The organism is Micromonospora sp. CA-246542, from assembly GCF_050942905.1.
In the GTDB taxonomy this organism is placed as follows: Bacteria; Actinomycetota; Actinomycetes; order Mycobacteriales; family Micromonosporaceae; genus Micromonospora.
In genome coordinates this window covers 5,625,794-5,647,555 of sequence record NZ_CP192040.1, presented here as the reverse complement: position 1 = coordinate 5,647,555, position 21,762 = coordinate 5,625,794, and the positions used below count along the sequence as shown (strand labels likewise).

The following is a 21,762-nucleotide window of genomic DNA, read 5'->3' as shown; positions in this document are numbered from 1 at the left end:
GATCGTGGCCGGCGCGTGCGTGGTGACCGGTGGTGGCCGTGGCGTCGGTCGGGCCGTGACGCAACGGCTGGTGACTGCCGGCGTGACCGTCGTGGTCGTGGAGCGCGACGCCGAGGCGGTGGACTGGCTCGCCGGGCATCCGGCCGCCGATCGCCTGCTCGCGGTGGTCGGCGACGCCGGTGACGAGCGGGTGGCCGCGCACGCCGCCGAGGTGGCCGAACGCGTCGCCCCGCTCACCGGCTGGGTGAACAACGCGGCGATCTTCCGGGACGCGGACCTGCACACGGCGTCGGCCGACACCGTGCTGGACCTGATCGGGCTGAACCTGCGCCCGGCCGTGGTGGGCGCCGCCGTGGCGGTGCGCCGCTTCCTGGCCGCCGGCACGGGCGGCGCGATCGTGAACGTCTCGTCGCACCAGGCCCGCCGGCCGGTGCCGGGCGCCCTGCCGTACGCCACGGCGAAGGCCGCCGTGGAGGGGCTGACCCGGGCGCTTGCCGTCGAGTACGGGCGGCACGGCATCCGCGCCAACGCCGTCGCGCTCGGCTCGATCGCCACCGAGCGGCACGCCGAGTACCTCGCCGCGCAGGAGCCCACCCGGGCCGAGTGGATCGACGCCGAGCTGACCCGGCTGCACCCGATGGGCCGGATCGGGCGTGCCGACGAGGTGGCCGAGGTGGTCGCGTTCCTGCTGTCGCCGGCCGCCAGCTTCGTCAACGGGGTGACCCTGCCGGTGGACGGGGGACGGGCGGTGCTCGGCCTCGACCCGGAGGCCCGCTGATCCGGTGCACTCGGGCCGCCTCCCTCCGGAGACGGCCCGACTGCTGTCCGCTCAGCTTCGCAGGGACCACTGCTGGTTCTGTCCACCGTTGCAGGCCCAGAGGATCAGTTTGGTGCCGTTGGCGGTGGCGGCGCCGTTGGCGTCCAGGCAGAGCCCGGACTGGACGCCGGTGAGGGTGCCGTTGGCGTTGACGTTCCACTGCTGGTTCGCGCCGCCGTGGCAGTCCCAGATGATCACCTGGGTGCCGTTCGTGGTGCCCTGGCCGTTGGCGTCGAGGCACTTGTTGCCGTACACCTGGATCTGCTTGCCGGCTGTGTAGGTCCAGCGTTGCGCGGCGCTGTTGCTGATGCAGTCCCACAGCTGCACCTGGGTGCCGTTGGTGGTGGCGCCGTTCGGCACGTCGACGCAGCGACCGGACTGCGCGCCCACGATCTGGGCGTTCTGCTGCGGGTTGCCGCCGCTCGCGGGGGTGTAGGCGGCAGCGGCGATGTTCGCCTGCACGGCGTCCTCGGTGGCGGCCGTCGGGTAGCCGGAGGTCAGCACGCCCTCGAAGAAGGTGCCGCGGCCGGTGATGCTGTTGTCACCCCCGATGCCCAGGAGGATCGCCCCCTCCTTCTTCATCGGGTTGTAGCCATTGGGCCGCCGACCGTCGAAGTAGGTGGTCAGGCCCCCCGACTGCGAGTTCCCGCCGCGGATCGCCCAGTGGTTCGGCTCGCCCTTGACCATGGCCGTGACGAAGCGGTGGTTGATGGACGCGATGTTGTTGTAGCCCGCGTTCACCCCGGAGAACAGGCCCCACTCCAGGTCGGCCATGATCCAGGGACCCGCGCCCGCTCCGTAGCCCCACTGCTTGTTCGCGCCGAAGTAGACCGTCTCCATGATCGCGCGCTCGTCGGCCTGGACGTTGGTCTGCGCGTTGCCGTAGTCGAAGCAGCACCACTGGTTGTAGTGCGTGCCGTCGACGACGGCGTAGATGCCCTCGGGCTGGTCGCCGGTCGCGACGCCGTTGGTGTTGTTGTTGCGGTAGCCGGTGCCGGGGGCGATGTAGACGCCGTACGCCTTCTGGCCGCCGATGGTGACCGGTGCCGCCTTCGCGTCGGCGAGGTTGTCGTACCCGCCGGGCGCCGGGCCGGTGAAGCCACCGGGAGGTGCCTGCGTGAGCCGGTTGTTGCGACCGGACTGGTCGTAGATGATCGTGATCACGCAGCTCGTGTTGGCGCAGAACGTGTCCTGGGTGGCGGCGTTGGCGAGGCCACCGGCGCTCAGCACGCCGACGTCGCGGGTGGTGTTGTCCGATGATCTGCGGACCTGGTAGAGCGGTCCGTTGTACGCGCCGTACAGGGCCCGGGTGGTGCTGTGCGCGGCGACGCACGGCGTCCCGCCGGAGGCGTAGATGTCGCACGGGCCGGTGCCGGCCGCCCGGGCGACGCCGGGCGTCTCCGTGAGCAGGTAGCCGCCGGCCCCGGCGACGAGGACCAGCAGGGTCCCCGCTGCGGCCAGCAGGCGGTGCAGCCTTCTCTTCACGTCCATGGTTCCCCTCAGGTGGCGGTGGTGGTGGGGGGTGATGATAGCGCTAACATTAATCCTCATCCATGAATGTGCGCTACCTCCCGACGGCCCCTGCGCCGTACCAGACACGCGCATGATCAGGGCGTTGTCCACAGAGGCCTCGGTTGTCCACAGGTCGGGCCAGCGAGGCGGCCGTCGTGGCGTCCGGCGTCCTAGCGTCGCGGCGTGGCAGAGGACGAGGAGACAGCGGTACGCCAGCGTCTGCGCCGGTTGACCGCCGCGGCGCCGCTTCCCTCGGGGGTCGACGCGTCGGCAGCGGACGTGCCCGCCGATCCCGGCGGTATGGCACGGCTGCCCGGCCCCGGAGCATTCGACCCGGGCAGACGCGGGGTACGGGCGCTGGCCGCCGTGGCCCTCGTGGTGGTGCTGGCCGCGGCCGGTTGGGCCTGGCGGTCCCGACCGCACGCGGAACCGGTCACCCCACCGGTCGGCGAGGCCACCTCGGCCGTCGTGACCGGGCAGGCCAGCGCGTCGGCGTCCGGTGAGCTGGTGGTGACGGTCGCGGGCAAGGTGCGCAGACCGGGGCTGGTGCGCGTACCGGCCGGGGCCCGACTCGCCGACGCCCTCTCCGAGGCCGGTGGCCCGCTGCCCGGCGTCGACGTGGCGCTGCTCAATCCCGCTCGCAAGCTCGCCGACGGTGAGTTGATCGTCGTCGGGGTGACGCCCCCGCCGGCACCCGGACCCGCCGCCGGTCCGGCCCCCGCCGGCGCGCCGGCCCCCGGCGCGGCGCTGAACCTCAACACCGCGACACTCGCCCAGCTCGACGCGCTGCCCGGGGTGGGGCCGGTGCTCGCCCAGCGCATCCTCGCCTACCGGGACCAGCACGGCGGGTTCTCGGCCGTCGGCGACCTGCGCCAGGTCGAGGGCATCGGCGACGCGCGCTATGAGCAGCTCAAGGACCTGGTGACGGTGTGAACGTCCCACCCGTCGTCGGTGACCCGTCGCCACCGGACCTCCGGCTCGCCGGGCTGGCCGTGGCCGCCTGGCTCACCGCGCTCGCCGGCCTGCACCTCGGCCCCCGACCGCTGCTGCTGGTGGCCGGCGGGGCAGCCGTGTCGACCGCGCTGAGCACCCTGCAACTGCTCGGTCGGCTCGGTCGCCCAGGGGCTCTCGCCCGCCGTTTCGGCTGGATCGTCGTCGCGGTCGGACTCGGCGTCCTCTGCGGCGCGGCGGCGACCTCGGCCCGGCTGCTCGTGCGGGACGCCCCGCCGGTCCGCGCCCTGGCCGAGAAGCACGCACCGGTCACCGCCGACCTCGTCGTGCGGGACGATCCGCGCCCGATCCGCTCCGCCGGGCGTCCCGGCATGCTGCTGGTGTCGGGCGAGCTGATCCGGCTGACCGGCCCGGACGGCCAGCCGCTCCGGGCGTCGGTACGGGTGCTGGTCCTCGCCACCGACCCCGCCTGGCGAGGGCTGTTGCCAGGGCAGCGGCTGACCGCCGAGGGGCGGCTCGGCGTGCCGCGCGGCGGTGACCTCACCGCGGCGGTCCTCGCGACCACCGGTCCACCCCAGCGGCGCGGTACGCCGTCGTGGGCACAGCGCGCCGCCGGCACCCTGCGCGCGGGTCTGCAACGGGCCTGCGCGCCGCTGCCCGACGACCCGGGTGGTCTGCTGCCGGGACTGGTGGTGGGGGACACCAGCCGCCTGCCGCCCGCCGTCGAGGAGGACTTCCGGGCGACCGGCATGACGCACCTCAATGCCGTCTCGGGCAGCAACGTCGCGATCGTGGTGGGTGCGGTGCTGCTGGTGGCGCGCTGGGCACGCGCCGGCCCGTGGCTCGCCGGTGTGCTCTGCGGGGTGGCGCTGGTGGGCTTCGTCATCCTGGTGCGTCCGTCACCGAGCGTCGTACGGGCCGCCACGATGGGGGCGATCGGCCTCGTCGCGCTGGCCGCCGGTCGACCCCGGGCCGCGCTGCCCGCGCTGGCCGCCGCCGTCACCGTGCTGGTGCTCGTCGACCCCGAGTTGGCGGGCGACGCCGGGTTCGCGCTGTCCGTCCTGGCCACCGGGGGTCTGCTGCTGCTCGCGCCGCATTGGCGCGACGGGCTGCGCCGCCGGGGCGTACCGGCCGGGTTGGCCGAGGCGTTGGCGGTACCGGCGGCCGCCCAGGTGGCCTGCGGGCCGGTCGTCGCCGGGATCTCCGGCACGGTCAGCCTGGTGGCGGTGCCGGCCAACCTGCTGGCGGTGCCGGCCATCGCACCGGCGACGGTGCTGGGCGTGACGGCTGCCATGCTGTCGCCGTTCTGGCCGGCCGGGGCCGGGTTCGTCGCGTGGCTGGCGAGCTGGCCAGCCTGGTGGCTGGTCGTCATCGCCCGCCACGGCGCCCGCCTGCCGGCCGGCACCCTGGCGTGGCCGGGCGGGGTCTGGGGTGCCCTGCTGCTGGCCGGGCTGACCGTGGCGCTGCTGGTGGCCGCGCGCCGCCCGCTGGTGCGCCGGTTGGTGGCGGTGGTCGCGGTCGCCGTACTGGTGGGCGCTGTCGGGGTCCGGTTGGTCGCCAGCGGCTGGCCGCCGCCCGGCTGGGTGGTGGTGGCCTGCGCCGTGGGGCAGGGGACGCCCTCGTGCTGCCCGTCGCGCCCGGACGGGCGGTGCTGATCGACACCGGGCCGGAGCCGGGCGCGGTGGACGCCTGTCTGCGACGGCTCGGGATCCGGGAGGTGTCGCTGCTGGTGGTCAGCCACTTCCACCTCGACCACGTGGGCGGGGTGGCCGGGGCGTTCCGGGGGCGACGGGTGGCCGCCGTGCTGACCCTGCCGTCGCCGGACCCGGCGAGCGGTCGGGCGGCCGTCCGCGTGGCGGCGACCGACGGCCGGGCCACGATGCGGGACACCAGCGCCGGGGCACGTCACCGGGTCGGCGGTGTCGAGCTGCTGGTGCTCGGACCGCCGTATCCGCTGGCCGGCACCCGCTCGGACCCGAACAACAACTCGCTGGTGCTGCGCGCCACGGTCGCCGGCGTCTCGGTCCTGCTGCCCGGCGACGCCGAGACCGAGGAGCAGCACGCCGTCCTGGTCCGGACGCCGCCCGACCAGCTACGGGCGGACGTGCTGAAGGTCGCGCACCACGGCTCGGCATACCAGGACGAGAGCTTCCTCGCCGCCGTGCGGCCGGCCGTGGCGCTGGTGCCGGTCGGCACGGGCAACACCTACGGGCATCCGAACCCGGCGCTGCTGTCCCGGTTGAGCCGACACGGCGCCCGGGTCCTGCGAACCGACACCGACGGCGACGTGGCGGCGATCCGGACCGCCGACGGACTGGCGGTGGCCCGTCGAGGGGTACCGCCGGGACGGCCACCGTGAGTGGGACCGCCGATCGGGTGGGAATTGCGCGCACTCGACCCGGATTCCCAGTCATTTGCGGATTAGGTGGTGAACCGAGATAAATGTCTGGATTTGCGCTAAGTGCGGGCTGCGCCGACCGGGCGGTGGATGAGCAGGCCCGTACCCGCCGTGGGCCGTGCGAATATGGGCGACGTGACCCCCGCCAGCCTCGCCCCCATTGTGCTCGTCCTCGGCGACGAGGAGCTGCTCGCCACGCGCGCGGTCTCCGAAGCTGTCGAACGGGCCCGCGCCACCGACCCCGAGGTGGACGTTCGCGAGTACCAGGCGGCCGCGCTCACCGTCGGCGAGATAGCCGAGATGCTCAGCCCGTCGCTGTTCGGCGGCCGGCGGCTGCTCATCCTGCGCTCCGGCCAGGACGCCCGCAAGGACCTGGTCGCCGCGCTGCTGGCGTACGCGAAGAATCCCGACCCGGAGGTGCAGCTTTTGGTGCTGCACCTGGGCGGCGCCAAGGGCAAGGCGTTCGCCGACGGGCTGCGGTCGGCCGGCGCGACGGTGGTTCCGGCGGCCAAGCTCAAGGGCCACCGCGACCGGGTCGCCTTCGTCCGCGACGAGATCCGCCGGGCCGGCGGCCGGTGCCCCGACGACGCCGCCGAGGCGCTGATCGCGGCGGTCGGCAACGACCTGCGCGAACTGGCCGCCGCCTGTTCCCAGCTCATGGCCGACACCGACGGGCGGATCAGCGCCGAGACGGTGTCCCGTTACTACCGGGGGCGGGTCGAGGTGACCGGCTTCACCGTGGCGGACGCCACCATGGTCGGCGACGTGCCGGCCGCCCTGGAAGCGCTGCGGTGGGCCCTGCACGTCGGCGTCGACCCGGTGCCCATCGCCGACGCCCTGGCCGACGGGGTGCGGACGGTGGCCCGGGTGGCGTCGGCCGGACGGGGTAACGCGTACCAGCTGGCCAGCAGCCTCGGCATGCCGGCGTGGAAGATCGAACGGGCGCAGCGACAGGGGCGCGGCTGGACCCCGGAAGGACTGGTCCGCGCCATGCAGGTCGCCGCGGAGTGCAACGCGGCCGTCAAGGGCGGCTCGGACGACCGGGCGTACGCCCTGGAACGGGCGGTCTTCTCGGTGGCGGCGGCCCGGCAGGGCAGCAGCCGGTGACGGGGCCGAACCGTACGGCGTGGGCCACCGTGTCCGCCGACGAGGAGCGGTACCGGCCGCTCTACGCCCGGCTCCTCGGCCTGCGGTTCGTCAACCCCGGTGGGGTGCTCTGCTTCCTGTTCTTCGAGGGCGCCATCGCCCTGGCCGTGCTGCTCGCTCTCGCGGAGCTGGTCACCTGGTGGGCGGTGCTGGTGCTGCCCGTGGTGGTGGCGGCGATGGTCAAGCTCAACGACATGGTGGCCGCGGTGGTGGTCCGTTCCGCAGCGCTCGTACCCGAACAGGAGCGGGACCGCTTCCGCCGGCAGATGGAGCCGGTGGTCGGCCGGGCCCGGGTCGAGTGGAGCGCCGTGACTCCGGTGGTGGTCCGACCCGACCCGGTGCGGCCCAGACGCCGCAGGGACCCGCTGGACTGACGGCCGCCGAAGCGCAGGCGCGCGCCGGTCGGGCGGCGGTTCGTGGACACACGGAAGCCCCGGACCGAGGTCCGGGGCTTTCCGAATCAGTCTGACGATGAAGCGTCAGGCGGAGAGCGTCACCACGCGCTTCGCGATCGCCGACTTGCGGTTCGCGGCCTGGTTGGCGTGGATCACGCCCTTGCTGACGGCCTTGTCCAGCTTGCGCGAGGCATCCTGCATGAGAGCGGTGGCCTTCTCGACGTCACCGGCCTCGGCGGCCTCGTGGAACTTCCGGACGGCGGTCTTCAGCGACGACTTGACCGACTTGTTGCGCAGCCGGGCCTTCTCGTTCTGCCGGTTGCGCTTGATCTGGGACTTGATGTTCGCCACGCGACAGCCTCGTCTTGATAGCTCGGGTTGGTCAGCTTGAGCGCGGAATGACGACACGAGTCATCGCCGCGCGAAAAGCCAGGTTACCAGGTCGCCCCGGACGAGCCAAAACGGCTCCGCCCGAGCGCGCCTGCTCGACTCCCGCGCCCAGCCGGGCGCTTGAGCCGTATCCACTCGGCTTCCTGCAGACCAGGGTATCCGCCGCCCGCTGACCGCCCGATTTCGGGGAAGCCGGGGTGGATCACGGGACGGCCCGCGCGAGGACGCCCGCGCCCGCGCTGTCATCGCCAGCCCTGCCGGCGAGCGAGCCAGCCGAGGGCCTGTCCGCCGCTGGACCGCTGGTGCGCCGGCCGGTGCGGCGAGGCCGTCACCGGTGTCGCGTCCGCCCCGGTGAGGTAGTAGCCGGCCAACGCGGCGAGGGTGGCGTCCAGCGCGTCCGGGGGAGCGCCCGCGCTCGCCGGGTGCGCGGCGAAGATCCGATCGACGTCCAGGCCGCCGTCGTACGCGGTGAGCAGCAGCGTGACCAGGTCGAACCAGGCCGGCCCGGTGCAGGCCCACGTCCAGTCGCAGATCCAGGCCCGGCCGTCCGGACCGATGAGCACGTTGTCCACCCGCAGGTCGCCGTGGATCACGCCGGTCGCCCCGTCGGCGTACGCGGGGAGGCGGGACTCCAGCGCCACCAGCTCGGGGAGTCTGCCCCGGGCGGCGGCGGGCAGCGCGGGGAGCGGCTCCCGCCCCGCGGCGACCTCCTCCCACCAGAGGATGTCCGAGCGGGCCAGGTCGGCCAGGCGGGGAGGCCGAGCGCGGTCAGGCCGGCCGGTGGATCGGCGAGCGCGGCGGCGACCTCGGCGTACGCCGCGAGCGTGGCGTCCAGCTCGGCCCGCGCCCAGGGCAGGCGTGGGAGCTGGCCGTCGACCGCGTCGGCGCAGAGCGCGAACCAGCCGGCCCCGTCCAGCGTCCACCGCAGGCGGGGCGCGGGCAGGCCGGCCGGCAGCCGGTCGAGGATCGCGGCCTCCCGGGCGTACCCCTGAACCAGGCCCGGCTGCGCGACGGCGGGTGCCGCCTTGACGAAAGCCCGACCGCCGTCGGCGGTGTGCAGCACGGCGGCGAAGCCCCGGGTGAAGCCGGCGGTGGCGACCTGGGCGGTGACCACCGGCGCGCCGAGCCGGTCGGCGATCGCGGCCCGCAGCGCCGCCGGCAGCTCCGGCCACGACGGGCGTGACGCGCTCGCGTGGTACGGCACCGGCGGCAGCGGGGAGGACACCCCACCATGCTGCCCCGGGGTACGTGCGCGGCGCGCGGCGACACTGCCAGACTGCCAAGCCATGAGGACCGAGGACTTCTGGCAGCTGATCGACCAGGCCCGCGCCGGGGGCGGGGGTGAGCCCGGGCCGGTCGCCGCGCGGGCCGTGGCGCTGCTCGCCGAGCGCGATCCGGAGGACATCGTCGGGTACGCCCAGCACCAGGTCAGAGTGCTGGCCGCCTCGCACAAGGCGGACCTGTGGGGCGCGGCGTACCTGATCAACGGTGGGGCGTCGGCGGAGGGTTTCGAGCACTTCCGGGGCTGGCTGATGACCCAGGGTCGGGCGGTGTTCGCCCGCGCGGTCGGCGACCCCGACTCGCTGGCCGAGCTGCCCCAGGTGCGGGCCGCGTCGCTCAGCGGGGAGGAGTTCTCCGCCGAGCAGATGCTGGCGGTGCCGTGGGACGCGTACCGCAAGGCCACCGCGTCGGAGCTGCCGACGGACCGCGAGCCGGTCCGGACGCCGGACCTCAACGACTTCTGGGACTTCGACGACGAGGAGGAGGCCCGCCGCCGGCTGCCCCGGCTGGCCGCGCTCTTCGTGGAGCCGCCGATGGAGTGAGGCGTCCCGGGGACCGATCCGTCGCCCGCGCAGTGGGAGTACCCCGGCGGCGTGGGAACATGGAGGGGGTCGGCGGCGCGCCGGCCTGTTCACGTCAGCCGACCAGAACGGACCGCTGTGCCACCGAAGCTCGATCCCGGCGCGAACGCCCCTGGTGCCACCGACCCCGGTCGCATCCGGAACTTCGGCATCATCGCCCACATCGACCACGGGAAGTCGACCCTGGCCGACCGGATGTTGCAGCTCACCGGCGTGGTCGACCCCCGGCAGATGCGCGCGCAGTACCTGGACCGGATGGACATCGAGCGCGAACGCGGCATCACCATCAAGAGCCAGGCCGTTCGCATGCCGTGGACCATCCGCGAGGGCGAGCGGGCCGGCGAGCACGCCGTGCTCAACATGATCGACACCCCGGGGCACGTCGACTTCACGTACGAGGTGTCCCGGTCGCTGGCCGCCTGCGAGGGCGCCGTGCTGCTGGTCGACGCCGCCCAGGGCATCGAGGCGCAGACCCTGGCCAACCTCTACCTGGCCCTCGAGAACGACCTGCGCATCATCCCGGTGCTCAACAAGATCGACCTGCCGGCCGCGCAGCCGGAGAAGTACGCCGAGGAGTTGGCCCACCTCATCGGCGGTGACCCCGCCGACTGCATCCGGGTCTCCGGCAAGACCGGCGAGGGCGTACCGCACCTGCTCGACGAGATCGTCCGGCAGTTCATCCCACCGGTCGGCGAGGCCGACGAGCCCGCCCGGGCGATGATCTTTGATTCGGTGTACGACGTCTACCGTGGCGTCGTCACGTACGTCCGGGTCATCGACGGCCGGATCAGCGCCCGCGACCGGATCAAGATGATGTCCACCGGTGCCGTGCACGAGCTGCTGGAGATCGGCGTCATCTCACCCGAGATGGTCAAGGCCGAGGCGCTCGGCGTCGGCGAGGTCGGTTACCTGATCACCGGTGTGAAGGACGTCCGGCAGTCCCGGGTCGGTGACACGGTCACCATCAACGCCCGGCCGGCGGCCGAGCCGCTGGGCGGCTACAAGGACCCGAAGCCGATGGTCTACTCCGGCCTCTATCCGATCGACGGGTCCGACTACCCGAACCTGCGCGAGGCTCTGGACAAGCTCAAGCTCAACGACGCCGCCCTGGACTACGAGCCGGAGACCTCCGGCGCGCTCGGCTTCGGCTTCCGCTGCGGCTTCCTCGGCCTGCTCCACCTGGAGATCATCCGGGAGCGGTTGGAGCGCGAGTACAACCTCGACTTGATCTCCACCGCGCCCAACGTCGTCTACCGGGCGATCACGGACGACGGCGAGGAGATCGTCGTGACCAACCCGAGCGAGTACCCGACCGGCAAGATCGCCGAGGTGTACGAGCCGGTGGTGCGGGCCACCGTGCTGACGCCCAACGACTACGTGGGCGCGGTCATGGAGCTGTGCCAGGGCCGGCGCGGCAGCCTGCTCGGCATGGACTACCTCTCCGCCGACCGGGTGGAGCTGCGCTACACGCTGCCCCTCGCCGAAATCATCTACGACTTCTTCGACCAGTTGAAGAGCCGTACCAAGGGGTACGCCTCGTTGGACTACGAGCCCTCCGGCGAGCAGGCGTCCGACCTGGTGAAGGTGGACATCCTGCTGCACGGCGAGCCGGTGGACGCGTTCAGCGCCATCGTGCACAAGGACAAGGCGTACAACTACGGCGTCACGATCGCCGCGAAGCTCCGTACGCTGATCCCGCGCCAACAGTTCGAGGTGCCCATCCAGGCGGCCATCGGCAGCCGGGTGATCGCCCGGGAGACCATCCGCGCCATCCGCAAGGACGTGCTCGCCAAGTGCTACGGCGGTGACATCAGCCGTAAGCGCAAGCTGCTGGAGAAGCAGAAGGAAGGCAAGAAGCGGATGAAGATGGTCGGCCGCGTGGAGGTGCCCCAGGAGGCCTTCATCGCCGCCCTGTCGTCCGACTCCGGCGACGCCAAAACCACCGGCAAGAAGTAGTAACCCCGCCCCGGCCTCCCCACCCCTTCACCGCGGTGATCAAGAGGTTCGCGTCATCCGAAGCCCGGATTCTGACGCGAACCTCTTGATCACCGGCCGGTGGTCGGGGGTTGGGGCGGATTTTTTTTGGTTGGGGTCTGGGGTTGTCGCCCTGGGCAACATGTTGTCTGAGCTGTGTGGACGTGTCTCCGTGCCAACCGACGCAGCCGATCGGCATCGACACCGGCAACTTCTTGTGCGGGTGAGTCGGTTTGGTTTTTTGGTGGGTCGGGAACTTAGCGGTCACGACAGGAAGCACACGTTGTGTGTCAGACATTCTTAGAAGGAGGGCGACCGTGGAGCTCACCGTGTGGGGCATCATCACCGCCATCGTTGTTGGTCTCATCGTCGGGGCGCTCGGCCGCCTGGTTGTTCCGGGTCGCCAGAACATGCCGATCTGGCTGCACCTGCTGATCGGTGTCGGCGCGGCTCTGCTGGGTACGCTGCTGGCGCGGGCGATGGGTATCGCGACCGAGACCGCTGGTATCGACTGGACGGAGCTGCTGGTGCAGGTCGTGGTGGCCGCTATCGCGGTTGCTCTGGTGGCCGGTGTGGGTGGCCGCCGCCGCGTCACCCGGTAACAACCTGGCATCACCGCACCACTCGAAAGAGCGCCCGGCCAAACGGCTGGGCGCTCTTTCGTGACGTCAATGCCCGGGTTCGGCCCGGTTCCACGAGCAGCGGCACCGTCCACCTGCGGTACGGTCGCCACGCTTCGGCCTGCCCGCCCACTGTCGTAAAGGATTTCTTCGTACTAAGGTGCGGCGGAGAAGGTTAGTGCCAGGCGACGCGAGGGGAGAAGTGGCGTGAACAGGTGGAAGCGGTTGGCCCCGGTCACTGCCGTGGTGGCCTCGGTCGCCATGGTGTTGGGCGGCTGTGGGGGCTCCGGCGAGGAAGCGACCGACGACAGCAAGCTCACGGTCTGGATGATGGGCGAGGGTGGCGACGCCCAGAACGCCTTCCTCGACGGCGTGGAGACCGAGTTCCGGCAGAAGCACCCCGACACCGATGTGGTGGTGCAGTACATCCCCTGGCTGGAGGCGCCGAAGAAGTTCCAGGCCGCGCTCGCCGGCGGTGAGGGCCCGGACATCACCGAACTGGGCAACACCGAGACCCAGGGCTGGGCCGCGCAGGAGGCGCTCGCCGACGTCAGCGGTCGGATGGGTGGCTGGGCGGACGGCAAGGACCTGCTACCCGACCTGGTGCGCAACGCGCAGCTCGACGGCAAGCAGTACGGCGTCCCCTGGTACGCGGGCGTGCGGGCCATCTACTACCGCACCGACTGGTTCGCCGAGGCGGGCGTGCAGCCGCCGAAGACGTGGGACGAGCTGGTGACGGTGGCCAAGGCCGTGCAGGCCAAGAAGAAGGGCACCTACGGCATCGCGCTGCCGGGCAACTCCGAACTGCCCTTCTACTCCTTCCTCTGGGGCGCTGGCGCGGAGATCGCCACCAACCAGGGTGGCGCGTGGAAGTCCGGCTACTCGACGCCGGAGGCGCAGCGGGCCGTCAAGTACTGGACCGACCTGGTCACCGTCCACAAGGTCGCCCCACCGGCCGCCGCCGGCTGGAACGAGATCGACGCGCGGACGCAGTTCGCCACCGGCAAGGCCGCGATGGCGTTCGCCGGTAGCTGGCAGCAGGCCGCCATCAAGAAGGACAACCCCGAGATCGAGAAGGTCTGGGGTACGTTCCCGATCCCCGGCCCGGACGGCAAGGCCGCGCCCGGTTTCGCCGGTGGCTCCGACGTGGCGATCTGGAAGGACAGCGAGCGGCAGGACCTCGCCTGGGACTACCTGACCGTGCTTCTGAACAAGAAGAACGCGCAGAGCTTCGCGAGCAGCCTCGGGTTCTTCCCCGTCTACAAGGACCTGGTCGCCAGCGACACGTACGCCAACGACAAGGTGATGGCGGCCTTCGCCACCACCATGCAGAACACCAAGCTCACGCCGCTCACCCCGAAGTGGGTGGAGGTCAGCCGGACGAAGACGGTGACCCAGGCGATGAACAGCTCGGTCATGAAGGGTCAGAAGACGGTCGAGAAGGCTACCGCCGACGCGGCCGGTGAGATGGAAAGCATCCTCAACTCCAAGTGACCACGCTGACCGAGGTGCCGGAGACGTCCGCCGCGCGGGAGAACCCCGCGCGGCGGCGTCGCCGGGTCGACCGCCTGCCCTACCTGCTGCTCCTGCCCGCACTCGTCATCATCGGAGTGCTGCTGCTCTGGCCGCTCGGCCAGGTGGTGGCGATGTCCTTCTACCGGCTCAACAGCGTCCGGCAGTTGCGGGGCGACCGGGAGTGGCCGTGGGTGGGGCTCGGCAACTACACCGACATCCTCACGGACCCGTTCTTCCTGACCGTCCTGCGCAACACCGTGCTGTTCGCCGCGGCGAACGTGTTGCTCACGATGGTCCTGGGCACCCTGGTCGGACTGCTGCTCAACCGGCTCGGTCGCAAGATGGCGACCTTCGTGGCCAGTTGCGTGATGCTCGCCTGGGCCACCCCCGCGCTGACCGGCACGATCGTCTGGAAGTGGATCTTCGACGACACGAGCGGCCTGGTCACCTGGCTGTTCAATGCTCTGCCCGACGGATTCTCGAACGCCCTGTTCGGTCGCAGCGACTGGACCGGTTACGGCTGGTTCAACTCGCCGCTGCTGTTCTTCGCGATCCTCACGCTGGTGGTCGTGTGGCACTCGTTCCCGTTCATCGCGGTGAGCGTCCTCGCCGGCCTCAAGAGCGTGCCGAGTGAGCTGCACGAGGCGGCCCGGGTGGACGGCGCGAGCCCGTGGCGGGTCTTCTGGAAGATCACGTTCCCGCTGTTGCGACCGGTCTTCGGAATCCTGATCGTGCTCTCCACCATCTGGGACTTCAAGGTCTTCACCCAGCAGTTCGTGCTGGCCGGTGGCACCCAGGACCGGCCGACGTTCATGCTCTCGATCTACTCGTACGCTGAGGCCTTCTCGCCGCCGCCGAAGTACGGGCTCGGCGCGGCCATCGCGGTGATCCTCACGCTGATCCTGCTCGTGGTAACCGGCTTCTACGTGCGGATGGTGCTCAAGCAGGAGGACGAGTCGTGAAGAAGGTCGCCCTCAACGCCGCCGGGCTGCTGGTCGCGCTCTTCGCGGCCTTCCCGGTCTACTGGATGATCTCGACGTCGCTGAAGCCCAGCAACGAGATCTTCTCGGCCACCCCGCAGCCGGTGCCGACCCATCCGACGCTCGCGCACTACCGGGAGATCCTCACCGGCAACCTGATCCCCGGGGTGACCTTCCTCGACTTCTTCGTGAACAGCGCGATCGTCGCGGTGTCCACGGTGGTGCTCAGTGGGCTCGTCGCCCTGCTCGCCGCGACGGCGGTGGCCCGGTTCCGCTTCAAGCTCCGGACCAGCTTCCTGATCATGCTGCTGATCGTGCAGATGATCCCGTTGGAGGCGCTGGTCATCCCGCTTTTCCTGATGATCCAGCGGCTCGGGCTCTACAACACCCTGCCCAGCCTGATCCTCACGTACCTCGGCTTCTCGCTGCCGTTCGCGGTGTGGATGCTGCGCGGTTTCGTCGCGGCCGTGCCCAAGGAACTGGAGGAGGCGGCGGCCATCGACGGCGCGAGCCGGGCCCAGACGTTCCGGCGGGTGCTGTTCCCGCTGGTCGCGCCCGGTCTGGTCGCGACCAGCATCTTCTCCTTCATCACGGCGTGGAACGAGCTGATCTTCGCGTTGACGTTCATCAACGACCAGGGGCGCTACACCCTGCCGGTGGCGATGACGTTCTTCTTCGGCCGCGACGACACCAACTGGGGGCCGGTCATGGCCGCCTCCACACTGTTCACCCTGCCGGTCATCATCTTCTTCCTGCTGGTGCAGCGGAAGATGGTCTCCGGTCTGGTGGCCGGCGCCGTCAAGGGCTGAGCGCGGGGCCCGTCGGGGGCCCGCGCCGCCGTTAGGCTGGCCGTCATGACGGGCAGGGTGGCAGCGGTGAACCTCGGCATCGTGACCGAGGCGGAGTGGGCCGGCGACGCGAGCGGTCGCAGCGGCATCGACAAGCGTCCGGTCGACGGGCCGGTGTCGCTGCTGACCGAGGGCCTGGTCGGTGACTTCATCGGCGAGCGGGCCCACCACGGCGGGCCGGACAAGGCCGTCTACGCGTACGCCGAGGAGGACGCCGCGTGGTGGGCGGCCGAGATCGGCCGGTCGATCCGGTCGGGCGGCTTCGGGGAGAACCTGACCACCTACGCGGTCGACGTAACCGGCGCGGTCATCGGCGAACAGTGGTCGGTGGGTACGGCGCTGCTCCAGGTGACCATGCCGCGCACCCCGTGCACCACGTTCGCCGGCTTCTGGGGTGTACCGGATCTGATCAAGCGCTTCACGGTCCGGGCCACCCCGGGGGCGTACCTGCGGGTGCTGCGCGAGGGCGAGGTGGGCGCCGGCGACCCGGTCGAGGTGGTGGAGCGGCCCGCGCACGGCGTGACCATCGGCGAGGTGTTCCGGGCGACCAGCCTGGAGCCGGAGTTGCTGCCCCGCCTGCTCGACGCGACCGACCTGCCGGAGCCCATCCGGGAGAGGACGCGCCGCCGCCTGGCCTCCCGCGGCTGACCGGGGCCGGCCGAGGTCGGGATGGCCGGCGGCCGGCGAAGAACCGCATGACGGGGCCGAGGGCGACCCGGTGCCCGTATCGTCCCCCTGGAGAGCATGCGGTGGCGGCCGGGTGGAGCGCGATGTCGAGGGCAACGGACGGCGGCGCGACGGTGCCGACCGATCCGAGCCTGGGGCGTCCCGCGTTCCTGGAACTCTTCTTCGACCTCGTCTACGTCTTCGCGCTGGTCACCCTGGCGACCATGCTGGCCGACGACCTGACCGCCACGGGCGTCGCCAGGGCGCTGGTGCTGCTGCTCGCCTTCACGATGATCTGGGCGCTGACCGTCTGGACGGCGGACACGATCGACCTGGACCGCCCGTCCGGGCAGGGGCATCTCATCGGGGTGGCCGCGTCCAGCCTGCTGTTGGCCGCGGTCGCGGCCGAGGCGTACGACGAGCACGCGCTGATCTTCGCGATCACGTTCGTGTTCATTCCCCTGAGCACCAGCGCCTACTACGCCGTTGTCGTGTCGAGGGGCCGGAGCCTGCCGCGTTCGACCATCCGGATCCAGACCTGGAAGGCGGTCACCGGCGTCGGCTGGATCGCCGGGGCGCTTGTCGGGGGCCCGGCCCAGCTGCCGATCTGGGCGGTCGCGATCGTCGTCGAGTACGTCGGGGCGGCGTGTGGCTGGCCGCTGCCCCGGATCGGCCGCTCACGCCCCCGCGACTGGCGGCTCATTCACGAGCGGGTGGTCGAGCGTTACCGGCAGTTCGTCATCATCGCGCTCGGCGTGTCGATCCTCGCCACCGGGACGACCTTCAGCCGGGGCGACTACACGCGGGACAGGGTCTGGGCGCTGCTCGTGGTGTTCAGCACGGTGGTGCTGATGTGGCGGATCTACATCTACCGTGCCGGTGAGTTGCTGACCGACGCGATCGCCCGGTCGACCGACCCGGCGTTGCTCACCCAGTCCGCCGCGGTCACCCATCTGATCATGGTGGCCGGCATCGCCGGTGCGGCGATCACCAGCGACCTCGTGGTGGGTCGCCCGATGGGCGGGACACCCCCGTCCTGGGCTGCGGTCATCCTCGGCAGCCCCGCGTTGTACCTGCTCGGTCGGGGCCTGCTCGACGTCACCGTGTTCGGACGCATCTCACGGTCCCGGCTGGCTGGCATCGTGCTGCTGGCATGCCTGGCGCCCGCCACCGCTGTGTTACCGCCGGTCGGGGTCGCGCTGCTCGCCATGGTCGTGCTGGCCCTGATCGCCGTGGCGAACACGGTCAGCACCCGACGACACGCTCGTACGCCGACGCCGCCGACGCTGGGGTGAGACCCCGCGCGACCGCTCACCGGGCCGGCGCGGTGGCCTCGACCAGGCTGCGACGTGCGGCCAGCCCCTCCCCGGTCAGGGTGATCAGCAGAACCAGGTTCGCCACCACCAGGACGGCCAACGGCGGCAGCCGGAACACGTCGGGCGCGACGAGCGCGCACAGCAGCACGGCCGCCAGCAGCAGGATCGCCAGCACCCGGGACCAGAGGATCCGGGCCGTCACCACGGCGTCGAACAGCACGCTGCCGAGCAGGAACAGCGCCGGTCCGCCGAGGATGGCCGCCATCACGTCCGCCGGGGCGTGACCGGTCGGCCGGGCGATGACCATCGAGGTGCCGGTCGAGACCAGCACCACCCCGGCCACCATCACCAGGTGGGTGTACGAGGTGGAGGTGCCGGAGCGGACCCGCTCCACCGTCGTGACGCCCGGTGGGGCCAGGATCCGCCGGACGCGCTGGAAGTAGAGCTGGAAAAGCAGGACCGCGCTGACGAACGCGACCGCGCTGGCGGTCAGCTGGCCGACGGTGAATCCGCTGCCGGCCAGCCCCGTGCCGACGGTCAGGATCAACTCGCCGAGCGCGACGATGAAGATCGCCCGGTGCCGCTCGGAGAGGTGCACCCCGGTGAAGATCTGGCTGGCGAGTTCGGTACGCCCCAGCCCCGGCGTCGGCCAGCCGAACCGTGCCGAGCCGAGGTCGACCGCCACCGCGAGCGACCACAGCGCCAGCCGGGCCGTCCCGTCCACGAACACCCCGGCCACCCATGGGGTCACGGTGACGCCGAACCAGAAGAAGACCCGGATGCTCCGGGCCTGGATCGGGCGGTTGATCCGGGTGCCGGGGATCAGGACGGCGTCCCGGACCAGGTGGATGCCGAAGTACGCGGCGACGAAGAGCCACCCGTACCGGCCGAAGGCGTGTGGTGTCGCGATGGCCATCAGCAGGGCGCCGAGCATGACCAGCAGGACGGTCGCCTGGATGATCGGCAGCCGGGGGTTGAACAGGTCGGTGAGCCAGGCCGTGAGCACCCAGACCCACCAGGCGGCCAGCAGCAGGACGGCGGTCTGCGCCGCGTTCCGGATGCTGAGGTCATCACCCAGGCTGGCGGAGAGTCGGGAGAGCAGGAAGATGTAGACCAGGTCGAAGAAGAGTTCCAGGAAGGTCGGATATTCCGGCTCCCCGCGACGGCGAAGGATCCGGGGGAGGGGAGCGGACGTCATCGCGGCTGCCTCCTGTGCCACCCCGCGCCCGCCCGAGCGCCGCGCCCCGGCTCTGCCTACCCCTCACGCTACCGACAGCGCGGCACCCGGTGGTCCGGAAGCGGATACGGCGACGGCCCCCCGCCGACGGTGGCGGGGGGCCGTTCTCAGCAGCGGGTGATCAGCGCAGCCAGGGGATGTTGCGGTCGAGCAGACCGCGCTCCTTGAGCTCCTTGCGCAGCGGGATCTCGTCGTCGACGTACCCGTCCCAGTTGATGCCCCAGTAGTTGGCGGTGTGGGTGCCCTCACCGATCAGCTGGCGCTGCACGGGCGTGCGGTTGCGGTACCACTCGCCGTTCACGTCGGGGTGCAGCTCGTCCAGCGGCCGGATCCACCGGTAGGTGTAGCCGACGAACAGCATCTTGCGGGTGATGGTCGACAGGTTCGTCGAGCGCGAGTGCCACTGCCGGCGGTCGAAGATGAACGCGTCGCCCGGGTTCGCGGTGATCTCCACCGTGCCCTCCGGGTCCGGGTTGTGCACGCTGAGGTCCTTGGGACGGTCCAGCGAGTTCCACAGGTGGCTGCCCGGGATGACCTTGGTCGCGCCACGGCCGGTCTCCGACAGGTCGGAGAGCACGTACCCGACCTTCAGCGAGAACATCGGCCGGGGCAGGTTCGGGTCCATCGTCTCCGGGTCGGAGTTCTGGCGGTACCCGTCCTGGTGCCAACCCCAGTACGGCTTCTCCGGCTCGGCGGCCGGCGGAGTGACGTCCAGGTGGTTGTGGTGGGTGTAGATGTTCCAGCCGGCCAGCCCCCACATGTACGGGAAGGCGATCGGGTGGGTGAGCAGCTCGCCGAAGAGCTCGTCGCGCTCCAGGAAGCCCAGCAGGTGCAGGGTGCCGTCCTTCTTGGTGGTGCCCTTGGCCTGCTCCTCCGCGTAGACGCGGTCGACAGCCGCCTCCAGCGCCGCCCGGTGGTCCTCCGTCAGGACGTTGCGCAGCAGGAGGAAGCCCTGCTCGTGGAACTCCTTGCGGTCAGTGTCGCTGATCGGTTCGTAGCCGGTCCGGTCGCCGTAATCGAACACCGCGTCGTACCCCTCCCCATGAGGTGAAACCATTTCTGGCACAGGCCGCCGATCGTAACGCGAGTGCCGGGGCGGTGGGAGGGCGAGCGGCGACGGTACGGCCCGGGGTCGGACCGCGCGCAGCGGAACCAGTGCGGGGAGTCACATTTACGTGATCACCGGCCAGGTCTGTTGGTCTTTGTCCGATTGTGCGGTCACTGCCGGTTAAGAGATCCGGGCTCGGTCAGCCTTCGGCGAAGACCTCGGCCACCACCTGGCCGGCGGGGCCCTGCTCGCCGGCCACCTGGCCCCAGGTGCCGTTGCGGGCGGTCCACTCCAGGTCGCCGAAGCGGACCCGCTTCACCCCGTGGTCCTGGGCGTGCGAGACCAGCCAGTGCGCGTACCGCCAGCCGTCGCGCTGGTCCTGCGCGGTCACCGCCAGCCCGGTCTGGCTGGCCTTTTCGGCGCTCGACACACCCCAGTCCAGCGCCAGGTTGCGGGTCAGCTGCGCGGCCGCCGCCGCGCCGTGCATCACCGGGGTACGCCCCACCGTGCAGGCCACCGCCTCGGTGGCGTCGCCGAGCAGGGCCTTGGTGAGCACCTCGGAGTCGTCGGCCCACTTCTGGTACGCCTCGGGGAACGCCGAGCGCTGCACCCGCTGGGCGGCATCGGTGACCCGCATCTTCTCCCAGCCGCGCACCTTCTTGAGCGCCTTGTAGAACCTGTTCGCCGCGTACCGGGGGTCGCGGATCTGCTCCGGCGTGCCCCACCCCTTGCTCGGACGCTGCTGGAACAGCCCGAGCGAGTCGCGGTCACCGTGGTCGAGGTTGCGCAGCCCCGACTCCTGGTACGCGGTGGCCAGCGCGACCACCACGGCGCGTTCGGGCATACCGCGCTGGACGCCGATCGCCGCGATGGTGGCCGCGTTCGCCATCTGCTCCACGTCCAGGACCACCCGGCCGTCGGCCTGGACCGTGCAGGTGCGTCCGGCCAGCGGCAGCCGCAGTTCGTCCCCAACCCGCCGGGCGACGAGCCAGATCGCGATCACGGCGACGAGGATGAGCACCACTCCGCCCGCCACGGCTGCCCGAGTTCGCACCCACACCTCCTGATCGACAGTTCGACAAGCGTACGTCCCCGCCGGCGTCATCCGGGCCGTTCGACCGGTTCGGGCTTCGCTCGGCCGTCACGTGCCGATCGGGACGTTCCCGCTGGCGCGCGGAACTCACCTGCGGATGGAGATCGTGTCTGCCGCGTCACCCGTCGTCAACAGCCGGAAGAGAATGCCTGGCCAAGGACCTTTCCCGGTTGACACGTCAATCGGACGTGCCAGAGCCGAGGAGGAATTCGATGGGAACGCTGGACGGCAAGGTGGTACTCGTGACCGGCACGGGCGGTGGTCTGGGGCGCGTCGCTGCGCTGACCTTCGCCCGCGAGGGCGCGAAGGTCGTCGGGGCCGACATCCAGGTGGACGGCAACAACGAGACGGTCGACCTCGTCCGGGCCGCCGGTGGGGAGATGACGAGCATCGCGCCCGTCGACCTGACCGACCCGGAACAGGTCCGTCAGCTCGTCGAGGACGCCGTGGCCGCGTACGGAGGGCTCGACGTCGTCTACAACAACGCGGCCGCGCTGCGCTTCGGCCCCCTGCCGGACTTCTCGGTCGACGACTGGCGGTACACGATCGCCGGTGAACTCGACATTCCGTACCTGGTGTCGAAGTTCGCCTGGCCGTACCTCGTCCGGCGCGGTGGCGGCGTCATCATCAACGCGGCCTCGATGGCCGGGATGATCGCAGGTCACGTCCCGCCGATGGTCGGCCACACGGCGGCGAACGCCGGCGTCATCGGCATGACCCGCCAGCTCGCGCTCGAAGGCGCTCCGCACGGCATCCGGGCGGTGGCGGTCAGCCCCGGGCCCATCCTCACCCCGGCCAGTGAACGCGACCTGGGGGACGACCAGGAGGCCCGGGACGCGATCACGGCGAAGACGCTGCTCAAGCGCTTCGCCCGCCCCGAGGAGGTCGCCGAGCTGGTGGTCTTCCTCGCCTCGGACCGGGCGTCGTACATCACCGGCGCCAACTACGCGGTCGACGGTGGCGCGACGGCGTGGTGACCCTTCGGGGCGCCGCC

Annotated in this window: 18 protein-coding genes and 2 pseudogenes; 14 read left to right on the top strand and 6 right to left on the bottom strand. The window is 71.4% G+C overall.

Translation table 11 applies throughout. The features are described from left to right. The first annotated feature begins 4 nt into the window (after positions 1-4). Positions 5-778 (top strand): SDR family NAD(P)-dependent oxidoreductase, encoded by a 774-nt coding sequence (locus ACQP0N_RS26120; RefSeq protein ID WP_433114857.1) that lies wholly within the window; start codon positions 5-7, stop codon positions 776-778. A 51-nt stretch (positions 779-829) separates the two neighbouring features. On the opposite strand, the gene ACQP0N_RS26115 is transcribed toward ACQP0N_RS26120, so the two are convergent. Further along, a complete protein-coding gene (locus ACQP0N_RS26115; protein ID WP_433114856.1) occupies positions 830-2,308 on the bottom strand; it encodes an arabinofuranosidase catalytic domain-containing protein in 1,479 nt (492 codons plus the stop codon). 204 nt (positions 2,309-2,512) lie between these two features. Here ACQP0N_RS26115 and ACQP0N_RS26110 point away from each other — a divergent pair, with 204 nt between their 5' ends. The 4 genes and pseudogenes from ACQP0N_RS26110 (at position 2,513) to ACQP0N_RS26095 (ending at position 7,198) form a co-directional block, all read left to right on the top strand. Then, entirely contained in the window at positions 2,513-3,262 is a 750-nt protein-coding gene (locus tag ACQP0N_RS26110; protein WP_433114854.1) for a helix-hairpin-helix domain-containing protein, read from the top strand. Beyond that, positions 3,259-5,639: pseudogene (locus tag ACQP0N_RS26105) on the top strand (ComEC/Rec2 family competence protein). The gene ACQP0N_RS26110 and the pseudogene ACQP0N_RS26105 overlap by 4 nt, the downstream one beginning before the upstream one ends. A gap of 165 nt (positions 5,640-5,804) precedes the next feature. Then, on the top strand, positions 5,805-6,785 hold the full coding sequence (holA, locus tag ACQP0N_RS26100; RefSeq protein ID WP_433121823.1) for a DNA polymerase III subunit delta: 981 nt from the start codon (positions 5,805-5,807) through the stop codon (positions 6,783-6,785). Then, positions 6,782-7,198, top strand: coding sequence for a hypothetical protein (locus ACQP0N_RS26095; protein WP_357134528.1), 417 nt, complete (start codon positions 6,782-6,784; stop codon positions 7,196-7,198). The genes holA and ACQP0N_RS26095 overlap by 4 nt, the downstream gene beginning before the upstream one ends. A gap of 105 nt (positions 7,199-7,303) precedes the next feature. Here ACQP0N_RS26095 and rpsT read toward each other — a convergent pair whose 3' ends face one another. Then, positions 7,304-7,570 carry a 30S ribosomal protein S20 gene (rpsT, locus tag ACQP0N_RS26090; RefSeq protein WP_355053192.1) on the bottom strand — a complete coding sequence of 89 codons (267 nt, stop codon included), beginning with the start codon at positions 7,568-7,570 and terminating at the stop codon, positions 7,304-7,306. 281 nt (positions 7,571-7,851) lie between these two features. Then, positions 7,852-8,789, bottom strand: a pseudogene (locus tag ACQP0N_RS26085) (phosphotransferase family protein); the annotation flags it as partial. A 106-nt stretch (positions 8,790-8,895) separates the two neighbouring features. Here ACQP0N_RS26085 and ACQP0N_RS26080 point away from each other — a divergent pair. The 8 genes from ACQP0N_RS26080 (at position 8,896) to ACQP0N_RS26045 (ending at position 17,369) form a co-directional block, all read left to right on the top strand. Then, the gene (locus ACQP0N_RS26080) at positions 8,896-9,432 is read left to right on the top strand and encodes a DUF4240 domain-containing protein (RefSeq protein WP_433114851.1); all 537 of its coding nucleotides are present in this window, start codon (positions 8,896-8,898) and stop codon (positions 9,430-9,432) included. 117 nt (positions 9,433-9,549) lie between these two features. Next, a complete protein-coding gene (gene lepA, locus ACQP0N_RS26075; RefSeq protein WP_433114849.1) occupies positions 9,550-11,427 on the top strand; it encodes a translation elongation factor 4 in 1,878 nt (625 codons plus the stop codon). Positions 11,428-11,762: 335 nt separating this feature from the next. After that, on the top strand, positions 11,763-12,047 hold the full coding sequence (locus ACQP0N_RS26070; RefSeq protein WP_433114847.1) for a GlsB/YeaQ/YmgE family stress response membrane protein: 285 nt from the start codon (positions 11,763-11,765) through the stop codon (positions 12,045-12,047). 225 nt (positions 12,048-12,272) lie between these two features. Further along, the gene (locus tag ACQP0N_RS26065; RefSeq protein WP_355053196.1) at positions 12,273-13,559 is read left to right on the top strand and encodes a sugar ABC transporter substrate-binding protein; all 1,287 of its coding nucleotides are present in this window, start codon (positions 12,273-12,275) and stop codon (positions 13,557-13,559) included. Then, positions 13,556-14,542 (top strand): carbohydrate ABC transporter permease, encoded by a 987-nt coding sequence (locus tag ACQP0N_RS26060; RefSeq protein WP_433114845.1) that lies wholly within the window; start codon positions 13,556-13,558, stop codon positions 14,540-14,542. The genes ACQP0N_RS26065 and ACQP0N_RS26060 overlap by 4 nt, the downstream gene beginning before the upstream one ends. After that, positions 14,539-15,369 carry a carbohydrate ABC transporter permease gene (locus ACQP0N_RS26055; protein WP_357133209.1) on the top strand — a complete coding sequence of 277 codons (831 nt, stop codon included), beginning with the start codon at positions 14,539-14,541 and terminating at the stop codon, positions 15,367-15,369. The genes ACQP0N_RS26060 and ACQP0N_RS26055 overlap by 4 nt, the downstream gene beginning before the upstream one ends. A gap of 45 nt (positions 15,370-15,414) precedes the next feature. Then, positions 15,415-16,056 (top strand): MOSC domain-containing protein, encoded by a 642-nt coding sequence (locus ACQP0N_RS26050; protein ID WP_433114843.1) that lies wholly within the window; start codon positions 15,415-15,417, stop codon positions 16,054-16,056. A 122-nt stretch (positions 16,057-16,178) separates the two neighbouring features. After that, on the top strand, positions 16,179-17,369 hold the full coding sequence (locus ACQP0N_RS26045) for a low temperature requirement protein A (protein WP_433114841.1): 1,191 nt from the start codon (positions 16,179-16,181) through the stop codon (positions 17,367-17,369). 16 nt (positions 17,370-17,385) lie between these two features. Here the strand turns inward: ACQP0N_RS26045 and ACQP0N_RS26040 are convergent, their stop codons facing one another. The 3 genes from ACQP0N_RS26040 to ACQP0N_RS26030 form a co-directional block, all read right to left on the bottom strand. Next, on the bottom strand, positions 17,386-18,588 hold the full coding sequence (locus ACQP0N_RS26040) for a low temperature requirement protein A (RefSeq protein ID WP_433114840.1): 1,203 nt from the start codon (positions 18,586-18,588) through the stop codon (positions 17,386-17,388). A gap of 160 nt (positions 18,589-18,748) precedes the next feature. Further along, positions 18,749-19,651 carry a phytanoyl-CoA dioxygenase family protein gene (locus ACQP0N_RS26035; protein WP_355053200.1) on the bottom strand — a complete coding sequence of 301 codons (903 nt, stop codon included), beginning with the start codon at positions 19,649-19,651 and terminating at the stop codon, positions 18,749-18,751. A 223-nt stretch (positions 19,652-19,874) separates the two neighbouring features. After that, positions 19,875-20,780 carry a hypothetical protein gene (locus ACQP0N_RS26030; RefSeq protein ID WP_433114838.1) on the bottom strand — a complete coding sequence of 302 codons (906 nt, stop codon included), beginning with the start codon at positions 20,778-20,780 and terminating at the stop codon, positions 19,875-19,877. A 200-nt stretch (positions 20,781-20,980) separates the two neighbouring features. Between ACQP0N_RS26030 and ACQP0N_RS26025 the strand changes: the two genes are divergently transcribed. Continuing rightward, positions 20,981-21,745: an SDR family NAD(P)-dependent oxidoreductase gene (locus ACQP0N_RS26025; RefSeq protein ID WP_355053202.1), complete on the top strand. Its 765-nt coding sequence runs from the start codon at positions 20,981-20,983 to the stop codon at positions 21,743-21,745. Positions 21,746-21,762 lie beyond the last annotated feature (17 nt).

Excerpts from the sequence above, each read along its gene's own strand:
- ACQP0N_RS26080 (WP_433114851.1), top strand. The coding sequence starts at position 8,896 with ATGAGGACCGAGGACTTCTGGCAGCTGATCGACCAGGCCCGCGCCGGG.
- ACQP0N_RS26115 (WP_433114856.1), bottom strand. The coding sequence starts at position 2,308 with ATGGACGTGAAGAGAAGGCTGCACCGCCTGCTGGCCGCAGCGGGGACC.
- ACQP0N_RS26050 (WP_433114843.1), top strand. The coding sequence starts at position 15,415 with ATGACGGGCAGGGTGGCAGCGGTGAACCTCGGCATCGTGACCGAGGCG.
- ACQP0N_RS26040 (WP_433114840.1), bottom strand. The coding sequence starts at position 18,588 with ATGACGTCCGCTCCCCTCCCCCGGATCCTTCGCCGTCGCGGGGAGCCG.
- holA (WP_433121823.1), top strand. The coding sequence starts at position 5,805 with ATGGGCGACGTGACCCCCGCCAGCCTCGCCCCCATTGTGCTCGTCCTC.
- ACQP0N_RS26045 (WP_433114841.1), top strand. The coding sequence starts at position 16,179 with ATGTCGAGGGCAACGGACGGCGGCGCGACGGTGCCGACCGATCCGAGC.
- ACQP0N_RS26030 (WP_433114838.1), bottom strand. The coding sequence starts at position 20,780 with ATGACGCCGGCGGGGACGTACGCTTGTCGAACTGTCGATCAGGAGGTG.
- ACQP0N_RS26025 (WP_355053202.1), top strand. The coding sequence starts at position 20,981 with ATGGGAACGCTGGACGGCAAGGTGGTACTCGTGACCGGCACGGGCGGT.